Annotated in this window: 13 protein-coding genes, 1 tRNA gene and 2 pseudogenes; 11 read left to right on the forward strand and 5 right to left on the reverse strand. The window is 67.6% G+C overall.

Translation table 11 applies throughout. The annotated features are described in order from the left end of the window. Positions 1 to 159: 159 nt before the first annotated feature. Both A6W98_RS12070 and A6W98_RS12075 read left to right on the forward strand, forming a co-directional pair. Complete coding sequence (locus A6W98_RS12070; RefSeq protein ID WP_042461788.1) at positions 160 to 1422, forward strand: KamA family radical SAM protein; 1263 nt, start codon at positions 160 to 162, stop codon at positions 1420 to 1422. 503 nt (positions 1423 to 1925) lie between these two features. Continuing rightward, positions 1926 to 3281: an NAD(P)/FAD-dependent oxidoreductase gene (locus tag A6W98_RS12075; RefSeq protein WP_052678027.1), complete on the forward strand. Its 1356-nt coding sequence runs from the start codon at positions 1926 to 1928 to the stop codon at positions 3279 to 3281. Between the two features lie 342 nt (positions 3282 to 3623). Here A6W98_RS12075 and A6W98_RS12080 read toward each other — a convergent pair. Next, positions 3624 to 5014 (reverse strand): annotated as a pseudogene (locus tag A6W98_RS12080) (IS5 family transposase). 665 nt (positions 5015 to 5679) lie between these two features. Here A6W98_RS12080 and A6W98_RS12085 point away from each other — a divergent pair. The 4 genes from A6W98_RS12085 to A6W98_RS12095 all read left to right on the forward strand — a co-directional run bounded on the left by A6W98_RS12085 (position 5680) and on the right by A6W98_RS12095 (position 7711). Beyond that, positions 5680 to 5755 (forward strand) — tRNA-Ile (locus A6W98_RS12085). 116 nt (positions 5756 to 5871) lie between these two features. Beyond that, complete coding sequence (locus A6W98_RS22130) at positions 5872 to 6003, forward strand: hypothetical protein (protein ID WP_264580074.1); 132 nt, start codon at positions 5872 to 5874, stop codon at positions 6001 to 6003. A gap of 104 nt (positions 6004 to 6107) precedes the next feature. Beyond that, positions 6108 to 7541 (forward strand): excinuclease ABC subunit UvrA, encoded by a 1434-nt coding sequence (locus tag A6W98_RS12090; protein ID WP_155734793.1) that lies wholly within the window; start codon positions 6108 to 6110, stop codon positions 7539 to 7541. Beyond that, complete coding sequence (locus A6W98_RS12095; protein ID WP_042461790.1) at positions 7511 to 7711, forward strand: DUF7940 domain-containing protein; 201 nt, start codon at positions 7511 to 7513, stop codon at positions 7709 to 7711. The genes A6W98_RS12090 and A6W98_RS12095 overlap by 31 nt, the downstream gene beginning before the upstream one ends. A 272-nt stretch (positions 7712 to 7983) precedes the next feature. Here A6W98_RS12095 and A6W98_RS12100 read toward each other — a convergent pair whose 3' ends face one another. The 4 genes and pseudogenes from A6W98_RS12100 to A6W98_RS21685 all read right to left on the reverse strand — a co-directional run bounded on the left by A6W98_RS12100 (position 7984) and on the right by A6W98_RS21685 (position 11141). Then, on the reverse strand, positions 7984 to 9567 hold the full coding sequence (locus A6W98_RS12100) for an ABC-F family ATP-binding cassette domain-containing protein (RefSeq protein WP_042461792.1): 1584 nt from the start codon (positions 9565 to 9567) through the stop codon (positions 7984 to 7986). Between the two features lie 294 nt (positions 9568 to 9861). Continuing rightward, positions 9862 to 10075: pseudogene (locus A6W98_RS21985) on the reverse strand (transposase); the annotation flags it as partial. 54 nt (positions 10076 to 10129) lie between these two features. Further along, positions 10130 to 10714, reverse strand: coding sequence for a tyrosine-type recombinase/integrase (locus tag A6W98_RS21680; protein ID WP_052678029.1), 585 nt, complete (start codon positions 10712 to 10714; stop codon positions 10130 to 10132). Then, positions 10692 to 11141, reverse strand: a complete 450-nt coding sequence (locus A6W98_RS21685) for a hypothetical protein (RefSeq protein ID WP_196760182.1) — start codon at positions 11139 to 11141, stop codon at positions 10692 to 10694. The genes A6W98_RS21680 and A6W98_RS21685 overlap by 23 nt, the downstream gene beginning before the upstream one ends. Before the next feature lie 120 nt (positions 11142 to 11261). Here A6W98_RS21685 and dusA point away from each other — a divergent pair, with 120 nt between their 5' ends. The 5 genes from dusA to A6W98_RS12130 all read left to right on the forward strand — a co-directional run bounded on the left by dusA (position 11262) and on the right by A6W98_RS12130 (position 18569). Further along, a complete protein-coding gene (gene dusA, locus A6W98_RS12110; protein ID WP_072071686.1) occupies positions 11262 to 12266 on the forward strand; it encodes a tRNA dihydrouridine(20/20a) synthase DusA in 1005 nt (334 codons plus the stop codon). 138 nt (positions 12267 to 12404) lie between these two features. Then, a complete protein-coding gene (locus A6W98_RS12115) occupies positions 12405 to 13229 on the forward strand; it encodes a sulfite exporter TauE/SafE family protein (protein WP_042461796.1) in 825 nt (274 codons plus the stop codon). Positions 13230 to 13303: 74 nt separating this feature from the next. Next, positions 13304 to 14548, forward strand: coding sequence for an N-acetylmuramoyl-L-alanine amidase (locus A6W98_RS12120; protein WP_042465030.1), 1245 nt, complete (start codon positions 13304 to 13306; stop codon positions 14546 to 14548). 64 nt (positions 14549 to 14612) lie between these two features. Beyond that, positions 14613 to 15854, forward strand: a complete 1242-nt coding sequence (locus A6W98_RS12125) for a lytic murein transglycosylase (RefSeq protein ID WP_042461798.1) — start codon at positions 14613 to 14615, stop codon at positions 15852 to 15854. A gap of 171 nt (positions 15855 to 16025) precedes the next feature. Beyond that, positions 16026 to 18569, forward strand: a complete 2544-nt coding sequence (locus tag A6W98_RS12130; RefSeq protein ID WP_042461800.1) for a penicillin-binding protein 1A — start codon at positions 16026 to 16028, stop codon at positions 18567 to 18569. Positions 18570 to 18653: the final 84 nt, after the last annotated feature.

An 18653-nucleotide genomic window follows, 5' to 3' on the forward strand; every position in this document is an offset into this window, starting at 1 on the left:
GCCCTGCCATTGCCGACAGGGATCGCGGCAAGACCGGCCTGCCGGGCCAGGCCTGCGATTGCACTCGGAGCCGAAGCGCGGCATGGTGCCGCGCCGGCAGGGCGGCACCATGGTCAAGGCTCGCGCGATGGCCGGAACGACAGCAAAACGGATGGCCCGATGGACGAGACCCACGCTCCCGATGCGAAGCCCTTGCGCAACGGCACGGCGCAACCGCGCGCCCTGCCTTCCGCCCGGCCTCCCGGGGCGGCAAGACGGCGCGCAGCCTTTCCCTCCAGCCCCGAGGCGCGGGCGTTCCGGCGCCGGTTCTTTCCAGAGGCCAGCGCCGCGGACTGGTCCGACTGGCGCTGGCAGCTGCGGGCGCGGATCCGGTCGCTTGACGGGCTCGCGCAGGTTTTCAGCCTGTCGGAGGACGAGCGCGCGGCGGTGGCCCGGCGCCAGAGCGGGCTGCCGGTCGGCATCACGCCCTATTATGCCTCTCTGATGGGGCTTGAGGATCCGGCCGAGCCGCTGCGCCGGACCCATATTCCGGTCGGACAGGAATATCTGCGCCTGCCGGGCGAATCCGATGACCCGCTGGGCGAGACCCCCGACAGCAAGGTGCCGGGGCTGGTGCACCGCTATCCGGACCGGGTGCTGTTTCTGGCCACCGGGACCTGCTCGACCTATTGCCGCTATTGCACGCGCTCGCGGATGGTCGGCCAGCCCGGCGGCGAAGAGGGGATCTCGACCCGCAACTGGGAGCGCGCCTTCGCCTATATCGCGGCGCATCCCCAGATCCGCGACGTTCTGGTCTCGGGTGGCGATCCGCTGACATTGTCAGACGACAAGCTCGATTATCTTCTGGGCCGCCTGCGCGCCATTCCGCATGTCGAGTTCATCCGGATCGGAACCAAGGTGCCGCTGGTGCTGCCGATGCGGATCACCGGGGCGCTGACGCGGATGCTGCGCCGGCACCATCCGCTGTGGATGTCGCTGCATTGCACCCACCCGGCCGAGCTGGCGCCCGAGGCGACCGAGGCGCTGACGCGGCTTGCCGATGCGGGCATTCCGCTCGGGGCGCAGACGGTGCTGCTGCGGGGCATCAACGACACGGTCGAGACCATGCGCACGCTTTGCCGCGGGCTTCTGAAGCGGCGTGTCCGGCCCTATTACCTGCTGCAATGCGATCCGATCACCGGCTCGGGCCAGTTCCGCACCCCGATCGAGACCGGGCTTGCCATCATCGACGGGTTGCGCGGTCACCTGACCGGCTATGCGGTGCCGCATTTCGCCATCGACGCGCCCGGCGGCGGCGGCAAGGTGGCGCTGGTTCCCGACCATGTCGCGGGGCGCGAGGGCGACGATCTGCTGCTGCGCAATTTCGAGGGCCGGATCTATCGCTATCCAGATCCGGGCGGACGGACCGGGGCGCGCGACTGAGATGGCGCATACGATTTCGTGCCCCGGAATTTCTTGCAAAAATTACAGTTCTCTTCGATCTTGGGCAGGGGAAGGGCGGGGTTTCCGCTTGATTTCAAGGACCGACCCGTTGTGCGCTGGGGGGCGCTCGGCGGTGACTTAGAATGAATTTATACGGAGGCGTCGGAACATCCGGCGCCGCTCGGCCGGAGACGGACGAGAAGGGGGTAAGATGGAAAGACAGGGCGCCATCAACGGCGGCGACGGCGTTGGCCGTGGCGGTTTCCGGGTGAGCCCGGGACGGGGCAGGGGCGTTGCCCCGGCGCGGCATGCGCAATGGCACCAGCCTTCGGCGGATACCGCTGCATGGCGCCGCCGGGGCGCGCCGGGTCATGGGCGGTCCGGCCCGCCGGGCGCGTCGCGGTCTCTGGCAGGCCCACGCCATCGCATGATCGCGCCCTCTTTCGACGGCACGAGAGGCCTGGGCGCGGGGCTGCGCCCGTCCCGCCCGGGAGTGTCCGGCGATGCGTGAGGTTGATCTGGCGGTGGTCGGGGCCGGGCCGGCCGGGATGGCGGCGGCGGCCGAAGCGGCGCAGGCCGGGCTGCGGGTCGTGCTGCTCGACGCACAGCCATGGCCGGGCGGGCAGGTCTATCGCGATATATACCGTGCCGGGCAGGAGCAGGAGGCCGATCTCGGCGCCGCCCCGCTCGAGGGCCGCAGGCTGATCGCCGGGCTCGACCGGCCCGGGATCTCGCTGATCCGCGGTGCCGAGGTCTTGGCCATCGAGCCGGGCATCGCGCCGGGTTACCGGCTGAGCTACCGGCAGGACGAGGCGGCCGAGACCCTTCAGGCCCGGCAGGTGCTGCTGGCGACCGGCGGGCTCGAGCGGCCGATGCCGGTGCCGGGCCGGACCCTGCCCGGGGTGTTGACCGTCGGGGCCGGGCAGATCCTGCTGAGACAGGCCGGGCTGCTGCCGCGACGCGGGGTGCTGCTGGGCACCGGGCCGCTGCTCTATCTGTTCGCGGTGCAGATGATGCATGCCGGGGTGACGCCGACGGCGCTGATCGAAACCCAGACCCGGGGCGATCTGGCGCGCGCGATGTGTCATCTGGGCGGGATCTTCGGCGGCTGGTCCTACATGAGCGAGGGCTGGCGCATGCTGCGGTTGCTGCACCGGGCGGGCGTGCCGCGCATCACGGGCGCGCATGAGATCGTCATCGAGGGCGAGCAGCGGGCCGAGGCGGTGCGTTTCCTGCGCCGCGGCGCACAGCACCGGCTGCCCTGCGATGCGGTTCTGCTGCATCACGGGGTGGTGCCCAACCCGCATCCGGCGCGTGCGCTGGGGCTGGCCCATCGCTGGATGCCGCGTCAGCATTGTTTCACGCCGGTCTGCGATGACTGGGGCGAGGCGGCGGCGACTGAGGGCGGGGTCGAGGGCATCTTCGTCGCGGGCGACGGGGCGGGTATCGTCGGACCCCGTGCGGCGGAGTTGCAGGGGCGAATCTCGGCGCTCCGGATCGCCGAGACCCTGGGGCGGATCGACCTCGGCACCCGCGACGCGCTGGCCGCGCCGTTGCGGCGCCAGTTGCGGCGCGAGCTGGCGGTCCGTCCGTTCCTCGATGCCGCCTATCCGCCTTTCGCCGAAGTGGACGGGCTTGATCGGGACGAGGCCGGCCCTGGTTCCCCGCTTCCGGCCTTCGGGACGGCGCTGCCCGGCGGTGTCCCTGGCATTCTGGCTGAAACCGGCGAGAACGGGGGAAAGACCGTCGCGGATGCGGCCGGGTGGCTGCCTGTCGGGGGGGCTGACGATGCCCCCCCGGACGCGCCCGAAGCCGAGAAAGCCGCAACCGGGTCCGCCTGTCACGCGGGCGAGGCCTGAGGCCGTTCGAGGCGCGCGGGGGTACAGGTTTGCGCGACGCAGTCTTTCTTAACCGACGGTATCGGGCGCGGTAGAGCCCAAGCGATTGCCGAAGACCAGAGCGAGAGGCGACGGCTCGGGAGGATAGGTGTGGGCCGAGATGCGGCGGGCGGAAGGCTTGGTTCGCCCCTTCGCCCGACTTCCCGGCCGGGGCGGCTGGCGTAGCCAGCGCCGCCGCGATGCGGACCGGCGTGCTGCTCTGCCGAAAGCCTGTCGGCGGCCGGTTTCGCCCTCTTTATGCCCCTCTATCGCCCGCCGTTCAGACCCGGTCCGCGTCTCGGAAGTCCCCGCTGAACAACGTGATCATGCCGCCACGAGGGTGCGCCTGTGACCATCTGGCCGGGCGGCTTGAGCCCGGATCATGGTGCGCAACAGCAGCAAGAGAGCCCTGAGATGGGCGAGGATCTTGCGGATGTCGTGGCCGCAGCCGCATAGGACGGCGAAGATGGCGTTGCCGATGGTGCCTTTCAGAGGGCAGCGCGCGAGGCGTCCATCGGTTTTCATGTGTCCGATCTTGGGCTCGATGGCACTTCGTCGCCGCAGGAGCCTGGCCAGCGTCGGCGTCAGGCCGCGGCGGGTTCCCGAGATCAGAACACGGGTCTTCGTGACACCATGCCCGCGATAGCCGCGGTCAACGATTGCCAGCGCTGGCGCCCGTCCGGTCAGGATGGTGACCTGTTCGAGCGCCTCGTCGAGGGTGTGGCCATCATGGGGATTGCCCGGCAGGGATGGCATGCCGACGACGAAGCCCCTGTCCACGGTCGTGGCCGGGCTGACCTTGCCCCCGAATTCGTAGCGGACGCGGGCCTTGCCCCTGGAGATGCAGTCCGCCGCGGGGTCGTGCAGGGCGTAGAGCTTGTCGCTGCCCCTGGGCTCTTGGTGCAGAAGGCTTGAGACCGGGACCAGCATGTCCGTGAGCCGGTTGCGATATGGCCCCTTGGGGACATCGCGCAGACGGTGGCGGACATCCCGCAGGCCCCCGGCCGGTGTCGCCTTTCAGCATTCTCAATGCCTTGCGCATGCGCTTGAACTGGCGGGCATGGGCATATCCGCTGACCTGTGCGGCCAGCCGCGGCCCCCTTGCGGGCATAGGATTGCCGGAGTTCCAGACCGCCTTCGCGGGCCGGGGCAAAGCGTTTGCGGCGTGCCTTGTCGTAGAGCCGGGCGTCCGTCGGGGGCGCGATGTTCTTTTCCATCGCCGTGGTATCCGCCGCCACGCAGGACAAGCTGCCATCGTCGATCATCCCGGCCTCTCGACCGACCTCGATCGTCTTGGCGAGCAGCCATTCGGCTCGCTCTTCCCCGATCCGCTGCCGCCAGCGGACCAGCGATGTCGGGTCGATCGGGGGATGGTATTGAAGTGAGGCGGATCAGAAAACACTCTGGGGGAGTGTTTTCCCGACGAACGTTTCGCCGGTGAAGTGCTGGAAATACGGGGGCTCGACCCGGCGGGCGACGACAGCCTCGTCCGAAGGCCCATAGGCATGCTGCAGATGCATCAGCCCGGCGACCGGTCGCGGATCGGTGGCTGGCCGTCCCTTCGCCGAGGGGAAGAACCCGCCCCACGCGCGGTCGAACCAGTCCCGGTCAATGAGCCCGGCCGGTTTCACCAACTCGTGGCGCATGTCGATCATGTCGACAAGCCTGGGCCGGAGGAGATCATCCTGTTCGGCTGGACGCGGACGGTGCGTCATCGGGCAATCCGAAATTGCAGGTTTTGCACATGAACCCTACGAAAGCCTGCAAATCCACGCCACCACAACAGCCAGTTCTCCACCTGAAATCAAAGCGTTCGGACTTGTGCAGAGAGAACTCTGAAGGCAACGAGACCTTAATGTCACTCGCGTCATGGCGATGACCGCCCGTGGCGTCGGATGATAAAACGAGGTGGCAGTCAATGGCCCCGGACATGTTGCCCCAAAGAGGGGCGTCCTCAATCAGCGCCTGTTTCAGGCCGGTATCCGCGATGGAAGTTTCCGTATCGCGCGACGCGGGTTGCCAGGACGGGATCTGTCGGTGAGCCTGACAGGCGATCTTCTACTATCCGGCGGTTCCGGCGCTGGCGTATGTGCAACTCCCGCCCGGCCGCCGCGTCCGATGCGCAAGGATCGCAAGACCCGAAAGGGCGCCTAGATCACCATCTACAACCTGCGTAATAGGCTCGAGCGTGGCTGCGACCGGTCGAGTCTCGGCTGTCGTCCGATCTTGTGTCGCGATGAAAGCTCCGACATCTTGCCTGGCCTCATTAACGGTACGCGCATCGCGTTCCGGGTTTGCAATATGTCGATACGCTCCGGTGATCCGGGTGCCTGGTTCCGGCTTGACCCCTGTCTCCGGAATGCTACTGAAGGCGCAGGTCGGGCCTGTAGCTCAATGGTCAGAGCAGGGCGCTCATAACGCCTTGGTTGGGGGTTCGAGTCCCTCCGGGCCTACCAAGCCAAAACTAAGCAACTGAATTTACAAGATAAATCTCGAAAGTGCCCCACGGTGGAACGAGCGTGGGGCACCTTGCTCGCCAAAGACGTCGATTCCAGCCTGGGAATTCTGTTCCATGGCTGACGCTTCCACCTCTACTCGCTGCTACTGGATCCGCGACCAAGATGGCGCCGAGATCCTCATCCCGATGTGCTGGGGCGCGGCGATAGGCGGGCCTGCCGAATGCACCTGTGTATCGACCCACTGAAAACCTGCTCATGCTACATCGGCCAGCCGCATGTGGGGGAATCCAGCCTGTTTTCATTCAATAACCCGGACGGGATGTGCCCGCTATGCCAGGGGCTGGGGACGGTGCGCAGGATCGACGAGGCCGCATTGTTCGACCGCGACCGCACGTTGGACGAGGGCGCGATCCTGTTTCCGGGGTTCGAACCGGGGTCGTGGCGCTGGAAACGCTACGCCCTTTCCGGTTTTTTCGACACGTCGAAGCCGCTTTCCGCCTATAGCGACGAGGAATGGCGGCGCCTGACCGTTGAACAGAGAACGCCTGTCACCGATCCGAAGCCGGGCTGGCTGAAAAGCACGGTTTATGAAGGTGTTCTGCCGCGTCTGCGGCGTTCTTTCCTGGACCGGGACGAGGCGGATAACTCGGAGGCCGAGCGGGACGCGCTGACCCGTGTCACCACCAGCGGGCCATGCGATGCCTGCGGCGGCGGCCGTCTCAATCCGGCGGTGCTGTCTTGCCGGATCGCGGGGCGCAATATCGCGGATTGCGCGGGGATGGAGGTCGGCGATCTGCTGGAGTTCCTTCGCGGCATCGATGCGCCCGAGATGCGCCCGGTGATCTTGTCGCTGACCGAGAAGCTCGAGAGCATGATCGATATCGGTCTCGACTATCTCAGTCTGGATCGCGGGACCTCGGGCCTGTCGGGAGGCGAGTCGCAGCGGATCAAGATGATCCGCCATCTCGGCAGCAGCCTTGCCGATATCGCCTATATCTTCGACGAGCCGAGCGTCGGGCTTCATGCCCGCGACGTCGACCATCTTGGCCAATTGCTCGTTCGCCTTCGTGACAAGGGCAACAGCGTCCTTCTGGTCGAGCATGATCCCGATCTGATCGCCATCGCCGATCACGTGATCGATATGGGCCCCGGCGCCGGGACCTCCGGTGGCAGCATCGTCTATCAGGGGGCGCTGGCAGGCCTGCGGCAGGCCGATACCCCGACCGGCCGCGGCTTTCGCAGGTCTCGCAGCCTCAATCACATGCCCCGCAGGCCCTCCGGCTGGATCGGGGTCCGCAACCAGTCGATGTTCAACCTGCATGACCTTTCCGTCGATATCCCCCTCGGCGTGATGACCGTGATCGCCGGGGTTGCGGGCTCGGGGAAGACCACGCTTGCCAGTCGCATATTGCCGGGCCTTCGCTCCGATGTCGTCGTCATCGATCAGGCCGAGCTTCGCGGGTCGTCCCGATCCACGCCCGCGAGCTATCTCGGCATCATGGACGATATCCGGCGGGAATTCGCGCGATCCAGCAGAAAACCCGTCGGGCTGTTCAGCACGAATGCGGCCGGTGCCTGGGCGAGGAGATCCGCGCCCTCGAGGCCCGCTGGCAGCGGCAGCGCGCCGAGGATCTCGCCGCCCGACAGCGCGACCGCGAGGAGACCAACGCGCTGCTCCGCGAGCTTCGCGCCGACATCAAGACCGTCCTGCAGCGCGTCCCGCGCTGATCCCCCAGCCACAGGAGTTTCCCCATGCACCTCGTGCCCCAGTGGCGCGCGCTGATCCGGCGCGCCTGGTCGATCCGTCTCATCCTGATCGCGGGCCTGCTGTCCGGGCTCTCGCTCGCCTCGCCCGATCTGCTGGGCATTCCGCGCGGGCTCTTTGCCGGGCTCTCGGCGCTGGTGACCGCGGCTGCCTTTGCCGCCCGCCTGATCGCCCAGAGGATGGAGTGAACCGATGCGCAGGATCCTGAAACGCGGCGCGGCCGCCACCGCCCTCGCGCTCAGCTTCATCGGCGGCAATCCGCCAAAGTCCGGAGACGGAAGATTGTGTTGAAAAACTCCGACCGAGACCGAGATGCCGTCTGAGTTTGGAACGTTATTCTCCAAAGGGGAAGAAAAGGTCTGTTTGCCAAGCGAGGTCGCAAAAAGGCGGAACCATGTTCTATGAGTTGGTGCTCTGCGGCCCCGGAACCGAGTTTTTCAACAGTATCGGAACAAAGCCGTCACTCTTTGAAAGGAATGATCCTGTCTGGCCTGAGAGAGGCGAGGAAGGCGCGGTCGTGGCTGACCACAACCATTGCTCCATCGTAAGATGCCAGTGCCGCTTCCAGCGCTTCGATCCCTTCCATATCGAGATGGTTCGTCGGCTCGTCCAGGAGCAGAAGCTGTGGCGGTGGCGTTCCGCCAAGAACGAATGCGAGGCCGGCGCGGAGCTTTTCGCCGCCGCTCAGCCCGTCGGCAAGGCGTTGGGCATCGCCGGCGCGAAACCCGAACCGGGCCAGTGCGGCATGGGCCATCTGCATGCTCGCCTGCGGGTGTCGGTCGCGGAAGACCTCGCGCAGGGTCCGGTCGGGAGCGAGCAACCCGACATGCTGATCCAGCAGCGCCCAGGGCACGCAGAGCTGCGCCGCGCCCGCCATAGGCCTTAGCGCGCCGGTGATCAGCTTGAGGAGGGTGGTCTTGCCGCTGCCATTCGGGCCCGCGATGACAACCCGCTCGGGGCCGGTGAGGGTAAGCGACAGGTCCTCGAGTATCGGAGCTGCGGGGTCATATCCGGCAGTCACCCGGTCCAGGGTCAGGACCGTCCTGCCCGCCGGAAGGCCGCTCGGCGCGATGTCCATGTGGATGGGGGTCAGCACCTCGACCTTCTCGCGCGCGGCGGTAAGTGCGTCTTCGGCCGCGTCTCGCCGCGCGTCGCGCAGGCGCGCCCCGGCGCCGCCGGAGGCTTCGGCGCGGCCTTTGGCGGCATCCATCAGGATTTTCGGCTGCTCTCCCCTTGCGCGCGACTTGCGACCGGCACTGTCCTTCCGCGCCTTGCGCTCGGCTGCCTGCTGCGCGCGGTGCGCCGCCTCGGCCCGGACCTTTTGCGCATGGGCCAGGTCCTGTGCCGCGGCCGCACGCGCGCTTTCCCTTTGCTGCCGGAAGGCACTGTAATTGCCCCCGTATCTCGCCGCGCCGAGAGAGGTGAGTTCGACGATGGCGTCCATCTCGTCCAGAAGCTCGCGATCGTGGCTCGCAACGATGGCGCCGCCCGACCAGCCGCGCAGGAGGTCGATGACCGCGCGACGGCCCGCCCGGTCGAGATTGTTCGTCGGTTCATCCATGAGCAGGAAATCGGGCTCCGCCAGGATCAGCGCCGCCAGGGCGGCCCTGCTGCGCTGACCGCCGGAAAGGCAGGCGAGCCGGGTATGCGGGTCGACCGACAGGTCGCATCGCGCCAGCGCCGCCTCGATCCGGGCGGGCAGGCTCCAGTCCGCTTCGGCCAGCTCCTCGGACGTCGCCCGGCCGCGCTCTGCCCGGTTCATCAGCTCCAGGGCCGTCCGCACGCCAAGAAGATCTGCGACGGTCTCTTCCGGGTGCTCGAGCGCCTCCTGGCGCATCATGGCCACCGAGCCTGTCACGCTGATCCGCCCGGAGGCCGGAGGCGAATGACCCGCGATCAGGTGTAGAAGCGTGCTCTTTCCAGTGCCGTTGCGGCCGACAAGGCCGGTGCGTTCGGCGCCGAAGGTCAGGTCGAGATCTGTGAAAAGCGATGTGCCGTCAGGTGCGGACCACGACAGGCTGGACAGGGAAACGGATGCAGGCATGGGACAGGACTTCTCGCGACGAAACCGAAAGGGTGAGGGCGGCGCGGTTCATGTCCATGTCCAATGCAACTCCGGTCTCGGGACATAAGCACATTAATCCGGACGGGACGCGTCTGCAAGCTGGCGGGACGAACGGCCACTATCGGGTTCGAGGCTGACCTGCGCAGCGCGGCATGGCTGCAGAGAACCGGAGTGACACCGCCCGGGCGCTCACTGCCTATTCCGTTGAAAAACTCGGCTTTGCGGCCGCACTGAGCTCCGCTCTGAATTTGCGGCGTCCGTGCCGACCCTTCCTCAGCAGGCGACCGGTGGGATCGGAAGGAGCTTTGCGAGCTTCCGAAGGTTCTGGGCGGTGGCTGCGAGGTGGAATTCATCGCGTGCGCCGTTCGGTCCTCGTAATCGGAGACGGCTGAGGCCCAAGATGCGCTTCAGGTGCGCGAACAGCCTTCTTTCGCAGTTTGCAGGAGATCGCGTATTCGGGGGTCTGGGCAATCGCACGCGCCCGATCCCCGTCACAGAGCCCGGGGAATAAGTGTGCCCGGGGAAAGGGGGAGCTTGGCCGTCAGCGATTTGTGCAACAGAGCCGGCTAACCCAAGACCTGTGTCCGCTTACCGCTGCGACATGGGGAATGTTCCAACCCATCTCGAACAACCGAGAAATGCCTTCGTGGCGCAGATCGTGGAAGTGCAGATCCTCGATCCCGAGCAGCTTACAGGCGCGGGTGAAGTTGGCCGTGATCGCGTCCGGAGAGTAGGGGAAGATCTCAGCCTTGCTGTTGCGCATGCTGTCGGTGATCCGAATGGCCTCCTCGGGCAGATCGACCCAGGTATCGTTTCCGAGCTTTTCGCCAGGGTGCTTCATGTCGCGGACCAGAATGCGCTTGTGCTCCTTCTGGAAGTCATCCCAGGTGAGGCGGGTGATCTCTGCCTGTCGGCGCGTCGAGAAGAGAGCGAACGCGATCACTTTGTGCATGGGCATGGCCTGAGGTGTTCTCTGGCGCCGATCAATGAAATGAGCCAGCAGCCGGTCGAGTTCATCGAGGGTGGGTCTGCGGTTCCGCTGCGCGGAACGGGAGATGATCCCCATACGGCGCGCGACGGTTATCGCGTCTCTCATCTCCCGGTCATCCAGTCGGAAGTCCCGCATCGGTCGGTCTATGGCGAAAATGGAGGTGAGATGGCTTGCGTAGTTCCCGACTGTTTGCGGTTGTCCGGGCAGTGACTGAAGGAACTCGATGATATCCTTCGACTTGATGGTGGAACAGGGCAGACCGGCGATCGGGTAGGTGGCCGATGGTCCTGAGGACCTGCGCCTTTGTCCGACCGATGTCCTTCACCGCTTCTTCGGTGTAGCGCTCGATCGCTTTGGACAGCGGAGGGTCAGATACGTTCAGCTCCTCCAAGGCATCAGGTTTTGCTAGCTCTTTCTTGCGCTTCTTTATCCAGGCGGTTGCGGCAGGGCGTCTGTCAAAGGTCTTCGTCTCATGATAGGAGGTTCCGTCTCGCATCACTCGCACGCGCGTAAGGTAGCTGCTGCTGCCATCCTTTCGCTTGCGTATACTGATCGAGCCCATGAAGACCTCCTGACTTGGTGCATGGGAAACCTATTCGGTACATTGTACCAAGCCTAGCGTCGAAATCGGCGTATTTGCTACAGAACGGGCCGGAACGAGACGAAGGTAGGGCGAATATAAGTGGCTGATAAAAATAAAAAATTTGATTTATCAACGGCCTCTCGCCTGTCCGTTGCGCCGATGATGGACTGGACCGACCGGCATTGCCGGTATTTCCACAGGCTGATGAGCCGCTCGGCGCTGCTTTATACCGAGATGGTGACGGCGCCGGCGCTGGTCCGGGGCGGCGCGCTGCATCTGCTCGATCACGATCCCGCCGAACATCCGGTGGCGGTGCAGCTCGGCGGGTCCGACCCGGCCGAACTGGCCGAGGCGACGCGGCTGTGCTGCGCGGCCGGCTATGACGAGGTCAATCTCAATGTCGGCTGCCCCTCCGACAGGGTCCAGTCGGGCGCTTTCGGGGCGGTGCTGATGAAAAGCCCGGGCCTCGTCGGCGATTGCCTGGCGGCGATGCGCGCGGTCTCAAGCGTCGAGGTCACGGTGAAATGCCGGATCGGGGTCGACGACCAGGAGCCGCGCGAGGTGCTGCCCGCCTTTCTGGAAACGGTCGCGGCGGCGGGGGTGAACCGTGTCATCATCCATGCCCGCAAGGCCTGGCTGCAGGGGCTGAGCCCGAAGGAGAACCGCGATGTGCCGCCGCTCGATTACGCGCTGGTGGCCGAGATGAAGCGGACCTTCCCGGCGATGCATGTCTCGGTCAATGGCGGCATCTCGACCCTGGCCGAGGCGCAGTCGCTGCTGGCGATGGGGCTCGACGGGGTGATGATCGGGCGCGCGGCCTATCACGACCCGGCCGCGATCCTGCTGGGCGCCGACGAGGACCTCTTCGGCCTGCCCGGACGCAAGACCGCGCGGCAGGTGGCCGAGGAGATGCGCCCCTATATCGCCCGGCATCTGGCGGCGGGGGGGCGGCTGCACAATGTCACCCGGCACATGCTGGGGCTGTTCGCCGGGGCGCCCGGGGCGCGGGCCTGGCGGCGGGTGCTGTCGGAAGGCGCGGCCGGGCAGGGGGCGGGGCTCGAGGTGCTGGACGCGGCGCTGGAAGCCTTGCCGCGCGCGGCCTGACGGGGCGCGCGGCAGGCAGGCCGCGCAGATGGGCCGCGAGAGGGCTTCGGGCTCTGGTCCTCGGGGTCCGGCTCGGCTAAGGGTGCTGCGGACCCGAGGATCGGCCGAGGGTGACGCGCCCCCCGAGGAGGATTTCCGATGCCCGATACACCGACGCTTCTGTCGATGCTGCTGCTGCTTCTGAGCATCGGCGCGATCGCGGGGGTGCTGGCGGGACTTTTGGGCGTGGGCGGCGGGATCGTCCTGGTCACGGCCTTCTTCTATGCCTTCCAGGCGCTCGGCTATGACAGCGCCTATCTCATGCAGATCTGCCTTGCGACCTCGCTGGCCACGATCATCGTCACCTCGACCCGCTCGGTGCTGTCGCATGCCAAGAAGGGCGCGGTCGACTGGCAGGTGCTGAAGGGCTGGGCGCCCGGCATCGCGGTCGGCGCGGTGATCGGGGTGCTGGTCGCGGCCGCGCTGCGCTCGGTCGTGCTGCAGGGCATCTTCGGCGGGCTGGCGATGGCGGTCGGGCTTTACATGGCCTTCGGGCGCAATGACTGGCGTCTCGGCGACAGCATGCCGCGCGGTCTCAAGCGGGCGGTCCTGTCGCCGGTCGTCGGGTTCCTGTCGGTGCTGATGGGCATCGGCGGCGGCAGCTTCGGGGTGCCGCTGATGACGCTTCATGGCGCGCCGATCCACCGCGCGGTGGCGACCGCGTCGGGTTTTGGCGTTCTCATCGCCGTGCCTTCGGTGCTGGGCTTCTTCTTCGTGCAGATCCCCGATGGCGCGCGCCCGCCGCTGACGCTGGGCGCGGTCAATATCCCGGCCTTTCTGGTCATCATCGCGATGACGCTGATCACCACCCCGCTGGGCGTCCGGCTGGCCCATGCGATGGATCCCAAGCCGCTCAAGCGGGTCTTCGCGGTGTTCCTGATCCTCGTCGCGGGCAACATGCTGCGCAAGGCGGCCGGGCTCTGAGCCCGGTCCCGCAGGCGTGACATCGGCCTGTTCCGTGCTCTATGCTGACGCAAAACCGGATCGGGCGGGCAGGCATGAAGGCAGTTTCAGTCGTTCTTCGCGCGGCGGTCGCGCTCTGGTTCGGGCTTGGGCCGGGTTCTGTCGGCGCGCTCGGTGCCGAGCCGCTGACGGCGCTGGCCAGGCCCGATCTCGCCGTCTCGTCGCTTGACGATCTGAAGGGCGGAGGCATCGCGCTTTCGCTGGGGCTCAGCCAGCCCGTGCCCTACCGCGTCTTCACGCTCAATGCGCCGCCCCGGCTGGTGGTGGATTTCCGCGAGGTCGACTGGCGCGGCAGCGATCCGGCGGCACTGACCGGCAGCGCGCGGGTGCGCAGCGTGCGGGCGGGCGCGATCCGTCCGGGCTGGTCGCGGCTGGTGCTGGAACTCTCGGCGCCTATGGCGCTGGTCTCGGCCGAGATGCCGCGCGACCCAGTAACCGGGCGCGCGCGTCTCGCGTTGCAGCTGGCGCCGACCGATACCGGGGCCAGCGGGCCGGAGCGCCCGCCCGCGCAGACCGCGCTTTGGGGGCTGCCCGAACCCGAGAAGCTGGCCCCGCCGCCCCGCCGCCATGATGGCAGCCGGGCGCTTCGGGTCGTGCTCGATCCGGGCCATGGCGGCATCGATCCGGGCGCCGAGAGCGCGGGGATCCGCGAGGCGGATCTGATGCTGACCTTCGGCCGGGAACTGGCCGAGGCGCTGGCCCGCGCCGGGATCGAGCCGGTCCTGACCCGCAACGCCGATGTCTTCGTGCCGCTGGAGACCCGGATCGACATCGCCCGCGCCGCCCGGGCCGATGTCTTCCTGTCGCTCCATGCCGATGCGCTGGCCGATGGCTATGCCTCGGGCGCCACCGTCTACACCCTGTCCGAGACCGCGAGCGACAGCGCCTCGGCCAGGCTGGCCGAACGCCATGACCGCGACGCGCTGCTGGCCGGGGTCGATCTCAGCGATCAGGACGACGTGATCGCGGGCGTGCTGATGGATCTGGCCCGCACCGACACCCAGCCCCGCTCGGACCGGCTGGCCGAGGCCATCGTCGCGGGGCTGCGCGGCCATGTCGGGCATCTCTACAAGACCCCGCACATGTCGGCGGCCTTCTCGGTGCTGAAATCCCCCGACATTCCCTCGGTGCTGATCGAGACCGGCTTCCTGTCCTCGGCCGACGACCGCGAAAGGTTGATCTCGCCCGAATGGCGGGCGCGGGCGGCGGCGGGAATCGTCGAGGCCCTGCGGGGCTGGGCCGAGGCCGATGCCGCCGCGGCGGCTCTCCTGCGCCGCTAAGCTGCCTGCCGGGGCCGCACGCCCGCTGCCGATGCATAAGGGATAGGGAAAGAAAGGAGCCCCGATGTCCGCCTGCCGCCGCCTTGCCGCCCTTCTTGTCTTGCTGCTCCTGGTGCTGCGCGCCGGTCTGCCGCTGTCGGTTGCCATGGCGCAACCGCTCGACCGTGCTGCGGTCGAGGCGCAGTTCCGGGATTGGCTCGGCGGCACGATCTGGCCGCGGGCCCGGGCTGCGGGCGTCTCGCGCCGGACCTTCGATGCCGCGCTCGGGGGCATCCGGCCCGACTGGGATCTGCCGGGGCTGGTGCCGCCCGGTACCCGCCCCGGACCTCAGCATCAGGCCGAATTCGGCGCGCCGGCTTTGCGCGAGGCGGCCGCGGTCGGGCGGCGGCTGGCGGCGCGCGAGGCCCCTGCGCTTGCCGCAGCCGAGCAGGCGACCGGGGTGCCTGCCCGGATCGTGCTGGCGATCTGGAGCCGCGAAAGCGCCTATGGCCGGGCGCCGATCCGGCACGATCTGTTCCGGGTTCTTGCCACCCGCGGCTTCATGAGCCCGCGCGCCGACTATTTCGCCGAGGAACTGGTCGCGGCGCTCCGGATCGCCGAGGCCGGTCCGGTGCCGCGCGATCTGATGAAAAGCAGCTGGGCCGGGGCGATGGGACAGCCGCAATTCATGCCGTCCTCCTATCTGGCCCATGCCACGGATGGCGATGGCGACGGGCGGGCCGATATCTGGCGGTCGCGCCCCGACACCATTGCCTCGATCGCCGCCTATCTGGGGCAGCATGGCTGGGTCGCCGGGCGCGACTGGGGCTTCGAGGTGCGGCTGCCCGCGCGGGTGTCCTGCACGCTGGAAGGCCCCGACCAGGGCCGCAGCATCGCCGATTGGGAGGCCCTTGGCGTGACCCGGGTCTCGGGCCGTCCCTTTCCCGCGCACGAGCGCCGGGGCGAGGGCTTTCTGATGATGCCGGCCGGGCGGCACGGACCGGCCTTTCTGGTCACGCCCAATTTCTACGTGCTCAAGGCCTATAACATGAGCGATCTCTACGCGCTTCATGTCGGCCATCTGGGCGACCGGATCGCCTTCGGCTCGGGGGCCTTCGCCCGGGGCTGGGCGCCGCTCGGCGGGCTCGACCGGTCGGGGATCGTGGCGATCCAGCGCCGGCTGGAGGCCCGCGGCCGCGATGTCGGCGGCGTCGACGGGCTGCCGGGCTACAAGACCCGGCGCGAGATCGGCCGCTGGCAGGAAGCGTCGGGCCGCGCCGCAACCTGCTTTCCGGACCCCGGGATGGCGGCGGCGATGGCGCGCTGAGCCGGGCCGGTCCGATCCGGCGGGGCATCCCCGGCGGCATGCCTGCTGATCGCTCCCGCCGATGTGACCGCCCGGGGCGGCCCGGGGCCGCCGATCCGGGACTGTTGGTTTTGACCCGACCGGCCCGAGGCCCTATAGAGAGGGCGCAAAATGGCACAGAGGCACGCGCGGGTGATCCGGTTCTTTCTGTCCCTTCTCGGGGCGCTCTTTTCCTTCGTAACACTGGGCGTCGCGGCGGCCGTGCTGATGATCGGCGCGGTGTTCTGGATGTATGCCCGCGATCTGCCCGATCACGAGGATCTGGCCAGCTACCAGCCCAAGACCATCAGCCGGATCTATTCCGGCGAGGGGCGGCTGATCGACGAATTCGCCGAGGAACGGCGGCTGTTCGTGCCGGCCGAGGAAATTCCCGATCTGGTCAAGGAGGCTTTCATCTCGGCCGAGGACAAGAACTTCTACACCCATCACGGCTATGACGCGCGCGGCATGGCGGCGGCACTGTTCGATGCCGTGAAAAGCCGCGGCCGCAATGTCCGGGGGGCCTCGACCATCACCCAGCAGGTGATGAAGAACTTCCTTCTGGGCGGCGAGCGGACCGGCGAACGCAAGATCAAGGAACTGATCCTCGCCACCCGGATCGAGGAGACGCTGTCGAAGGACAAGATCCTCGAACTCTATCTCAACGAGATCTTCCTCGGGCAGAACTCCTATGGCGTGGCGGCCGCCGCCCAGAGCTATTTCGACAAGACGCTCAGCGAGCTGCGCCCCGAAGAGGCGGCCTATCTGGCGGCGCTGCCCAAGGCGCCCTCGAACTACCACCCGGTGCGCAACCACGATGCCGCCATCGGGCGGCGCAACTACGTGCTGCACGAGATGCACGATAACGGCTATCTCGACGATGCGACCTATCAGGCCGCGCTGGCCGCGCCGCTGAGGACGGTGCAGAATGGCGACTATCCGCCCTTCAGCGCCAGCCTGCCGCCGCGCGACTATTTCACCGACGAGATCCGCCGCCAGCTGAGCCAGGATTTCGGTCAGGAGGAATTCTTCGGCGGCGGCCTGACGATCCGGGCGACGCTGGACCCCGAGCTGCAGACCGAGGCGGCCGAGGCGCTGCGCCGGGGGCTCGAGAAATACGACCGCAGCCGCGGCGTCTGGCGCGGCACCGGCAAGTCCATCGACCCGGCCGAGCTCGATACCGAGGACCATTGGCGCGCCGCGCTGGCGGCGACCGATGTGCCGCGCGACATTCGGCTTGACGGGCAATGGCTGCCGGCGGTGGTGCTGACGGTCGAGGACCAGCAGATGCGGCTGGGGATCGAAGGCGTCGAGGACGACGAGGCCGGGCCCGCGCTGGTGCCGCGCAAGGACATATCCTGGCTGCGCGGCGATTTTCACGACAATTTCAAGGTCGGCGATGTGGTGCTGGTGCGCCGCATGACCGGCGAGGATGGCGGCTTCATCCGCTGGAGCCTGCGCCAGGTGCCCGAGATCCAGGGCGGTTTCGTCGCGATGGACGTCAATACCGGCCGGGTGCTGGCGATGCAGGGCGGGTTCTCCTACCAGGCCTCGGTCTTCAACCGCGCGACCCAGGCGGCGCGCCAGCCCGGCTCGTCCTTCAAGCCCTTCGTCTATGCCGCGGCGCTCGACAGCGGCTTCACCCCCGCGACGATCGTCATCGACGCGCCGATCGAGGTCGATACCGGCGGCGGCGCGATCTGGCGGCCCAAGAACTCCTCGAACAAGTATTACGGCCCGACCCCGCTCCGGACCGGGATCGAACGTTCGCGCAACCTGATGACGGTGCGGCTGGCCCGCGAGGTCGGCATGGAGACCGTCGCCCGCTATGCCGAGAAGTTCGGCGTCTATGACCGGCTTGAACCCTATCTGGCCAATGCGCTCGGCAGCCAGGAGACCACGCTTTACCGGATGGTGGCGGCCTATGCGATGTTCGCCAATGGCGGCGAGCGGGTCGAGCCGACGCTGGTCGACCGGGTGCAGGACCGGCGGGGCCGCACCATCTACCGCCATGACAGCCGCATCTGCACCGATTGCGGCGCGGTCTCGATCCCCGAGGGGCAGGGGCCGACCATCGTCTCGGACCGCGAGCGGGTGATGAATGCCATCACCGCCTATCAGCTGACCTCGATGATGCGCGGCGTGGTCGAGCGCGGCACCGCGGCGGGCCGCGTCAGGCTGGGCGTGCCGACCGCGGGCAAGACCGGCACCACCAATGACTCGCGCGATGTCTGGTTCGTGGGCTTCACCTCGAACATCGTCGCGGGCTGCTACATGGGCTTCGACCGGCCGCGCGGGCTGGGCCGCGGGTCCTATGGCGGCTCGATGTGCGCGCCGGTCTTCAACGAGTTCATGAAGGTCGCGACGGCCAAATATGGCGGCGGGCCGTTCAAGGTGCCGCCGGGCGGGCGCTTCATCAAGATCGACCGCTATACCGGCGAACGGCTGGCCGACGATGCCAGCGGCGAGAATGTGGTGGCGGAATATTTCCGCGAGGGCGAGGAGCCGGTCTTCGGCATCGGAGCGATGGTCGATGGCGGCTTCGCCATGGGCTCGAACCTGCCGCTCTTCGGGCGCGGCGAAGAGGAAACCTACGAGGATACGCCTTCGGAAGAGGTCACGACCTCGACCGGCCGCAAGGCGGTGGTGGGACCGAAGGCGAATTTCGGCACGCTGTCCTCCGGCGGTCTTTACTGAGGGGGCGGGCCTGCCGCGACCGCTTTCCGGTCTCGCCCGCTTGCCCGTCCCGGCCCCTCGGGATATGACCCCCACCTGACAGTT

Source organism: Rhodovulum sulfidophilum DSM 1374, assembly GCF_001633165.1.
In the GTDB taxonomy this organism is placed as follows: Bacteria; Pseudomonadota; Alphaproteobacteria; order Rhodobacterales; family Rhodobacteraceae; genus Rhodovulum; species Rhodovulum sulfidophilum.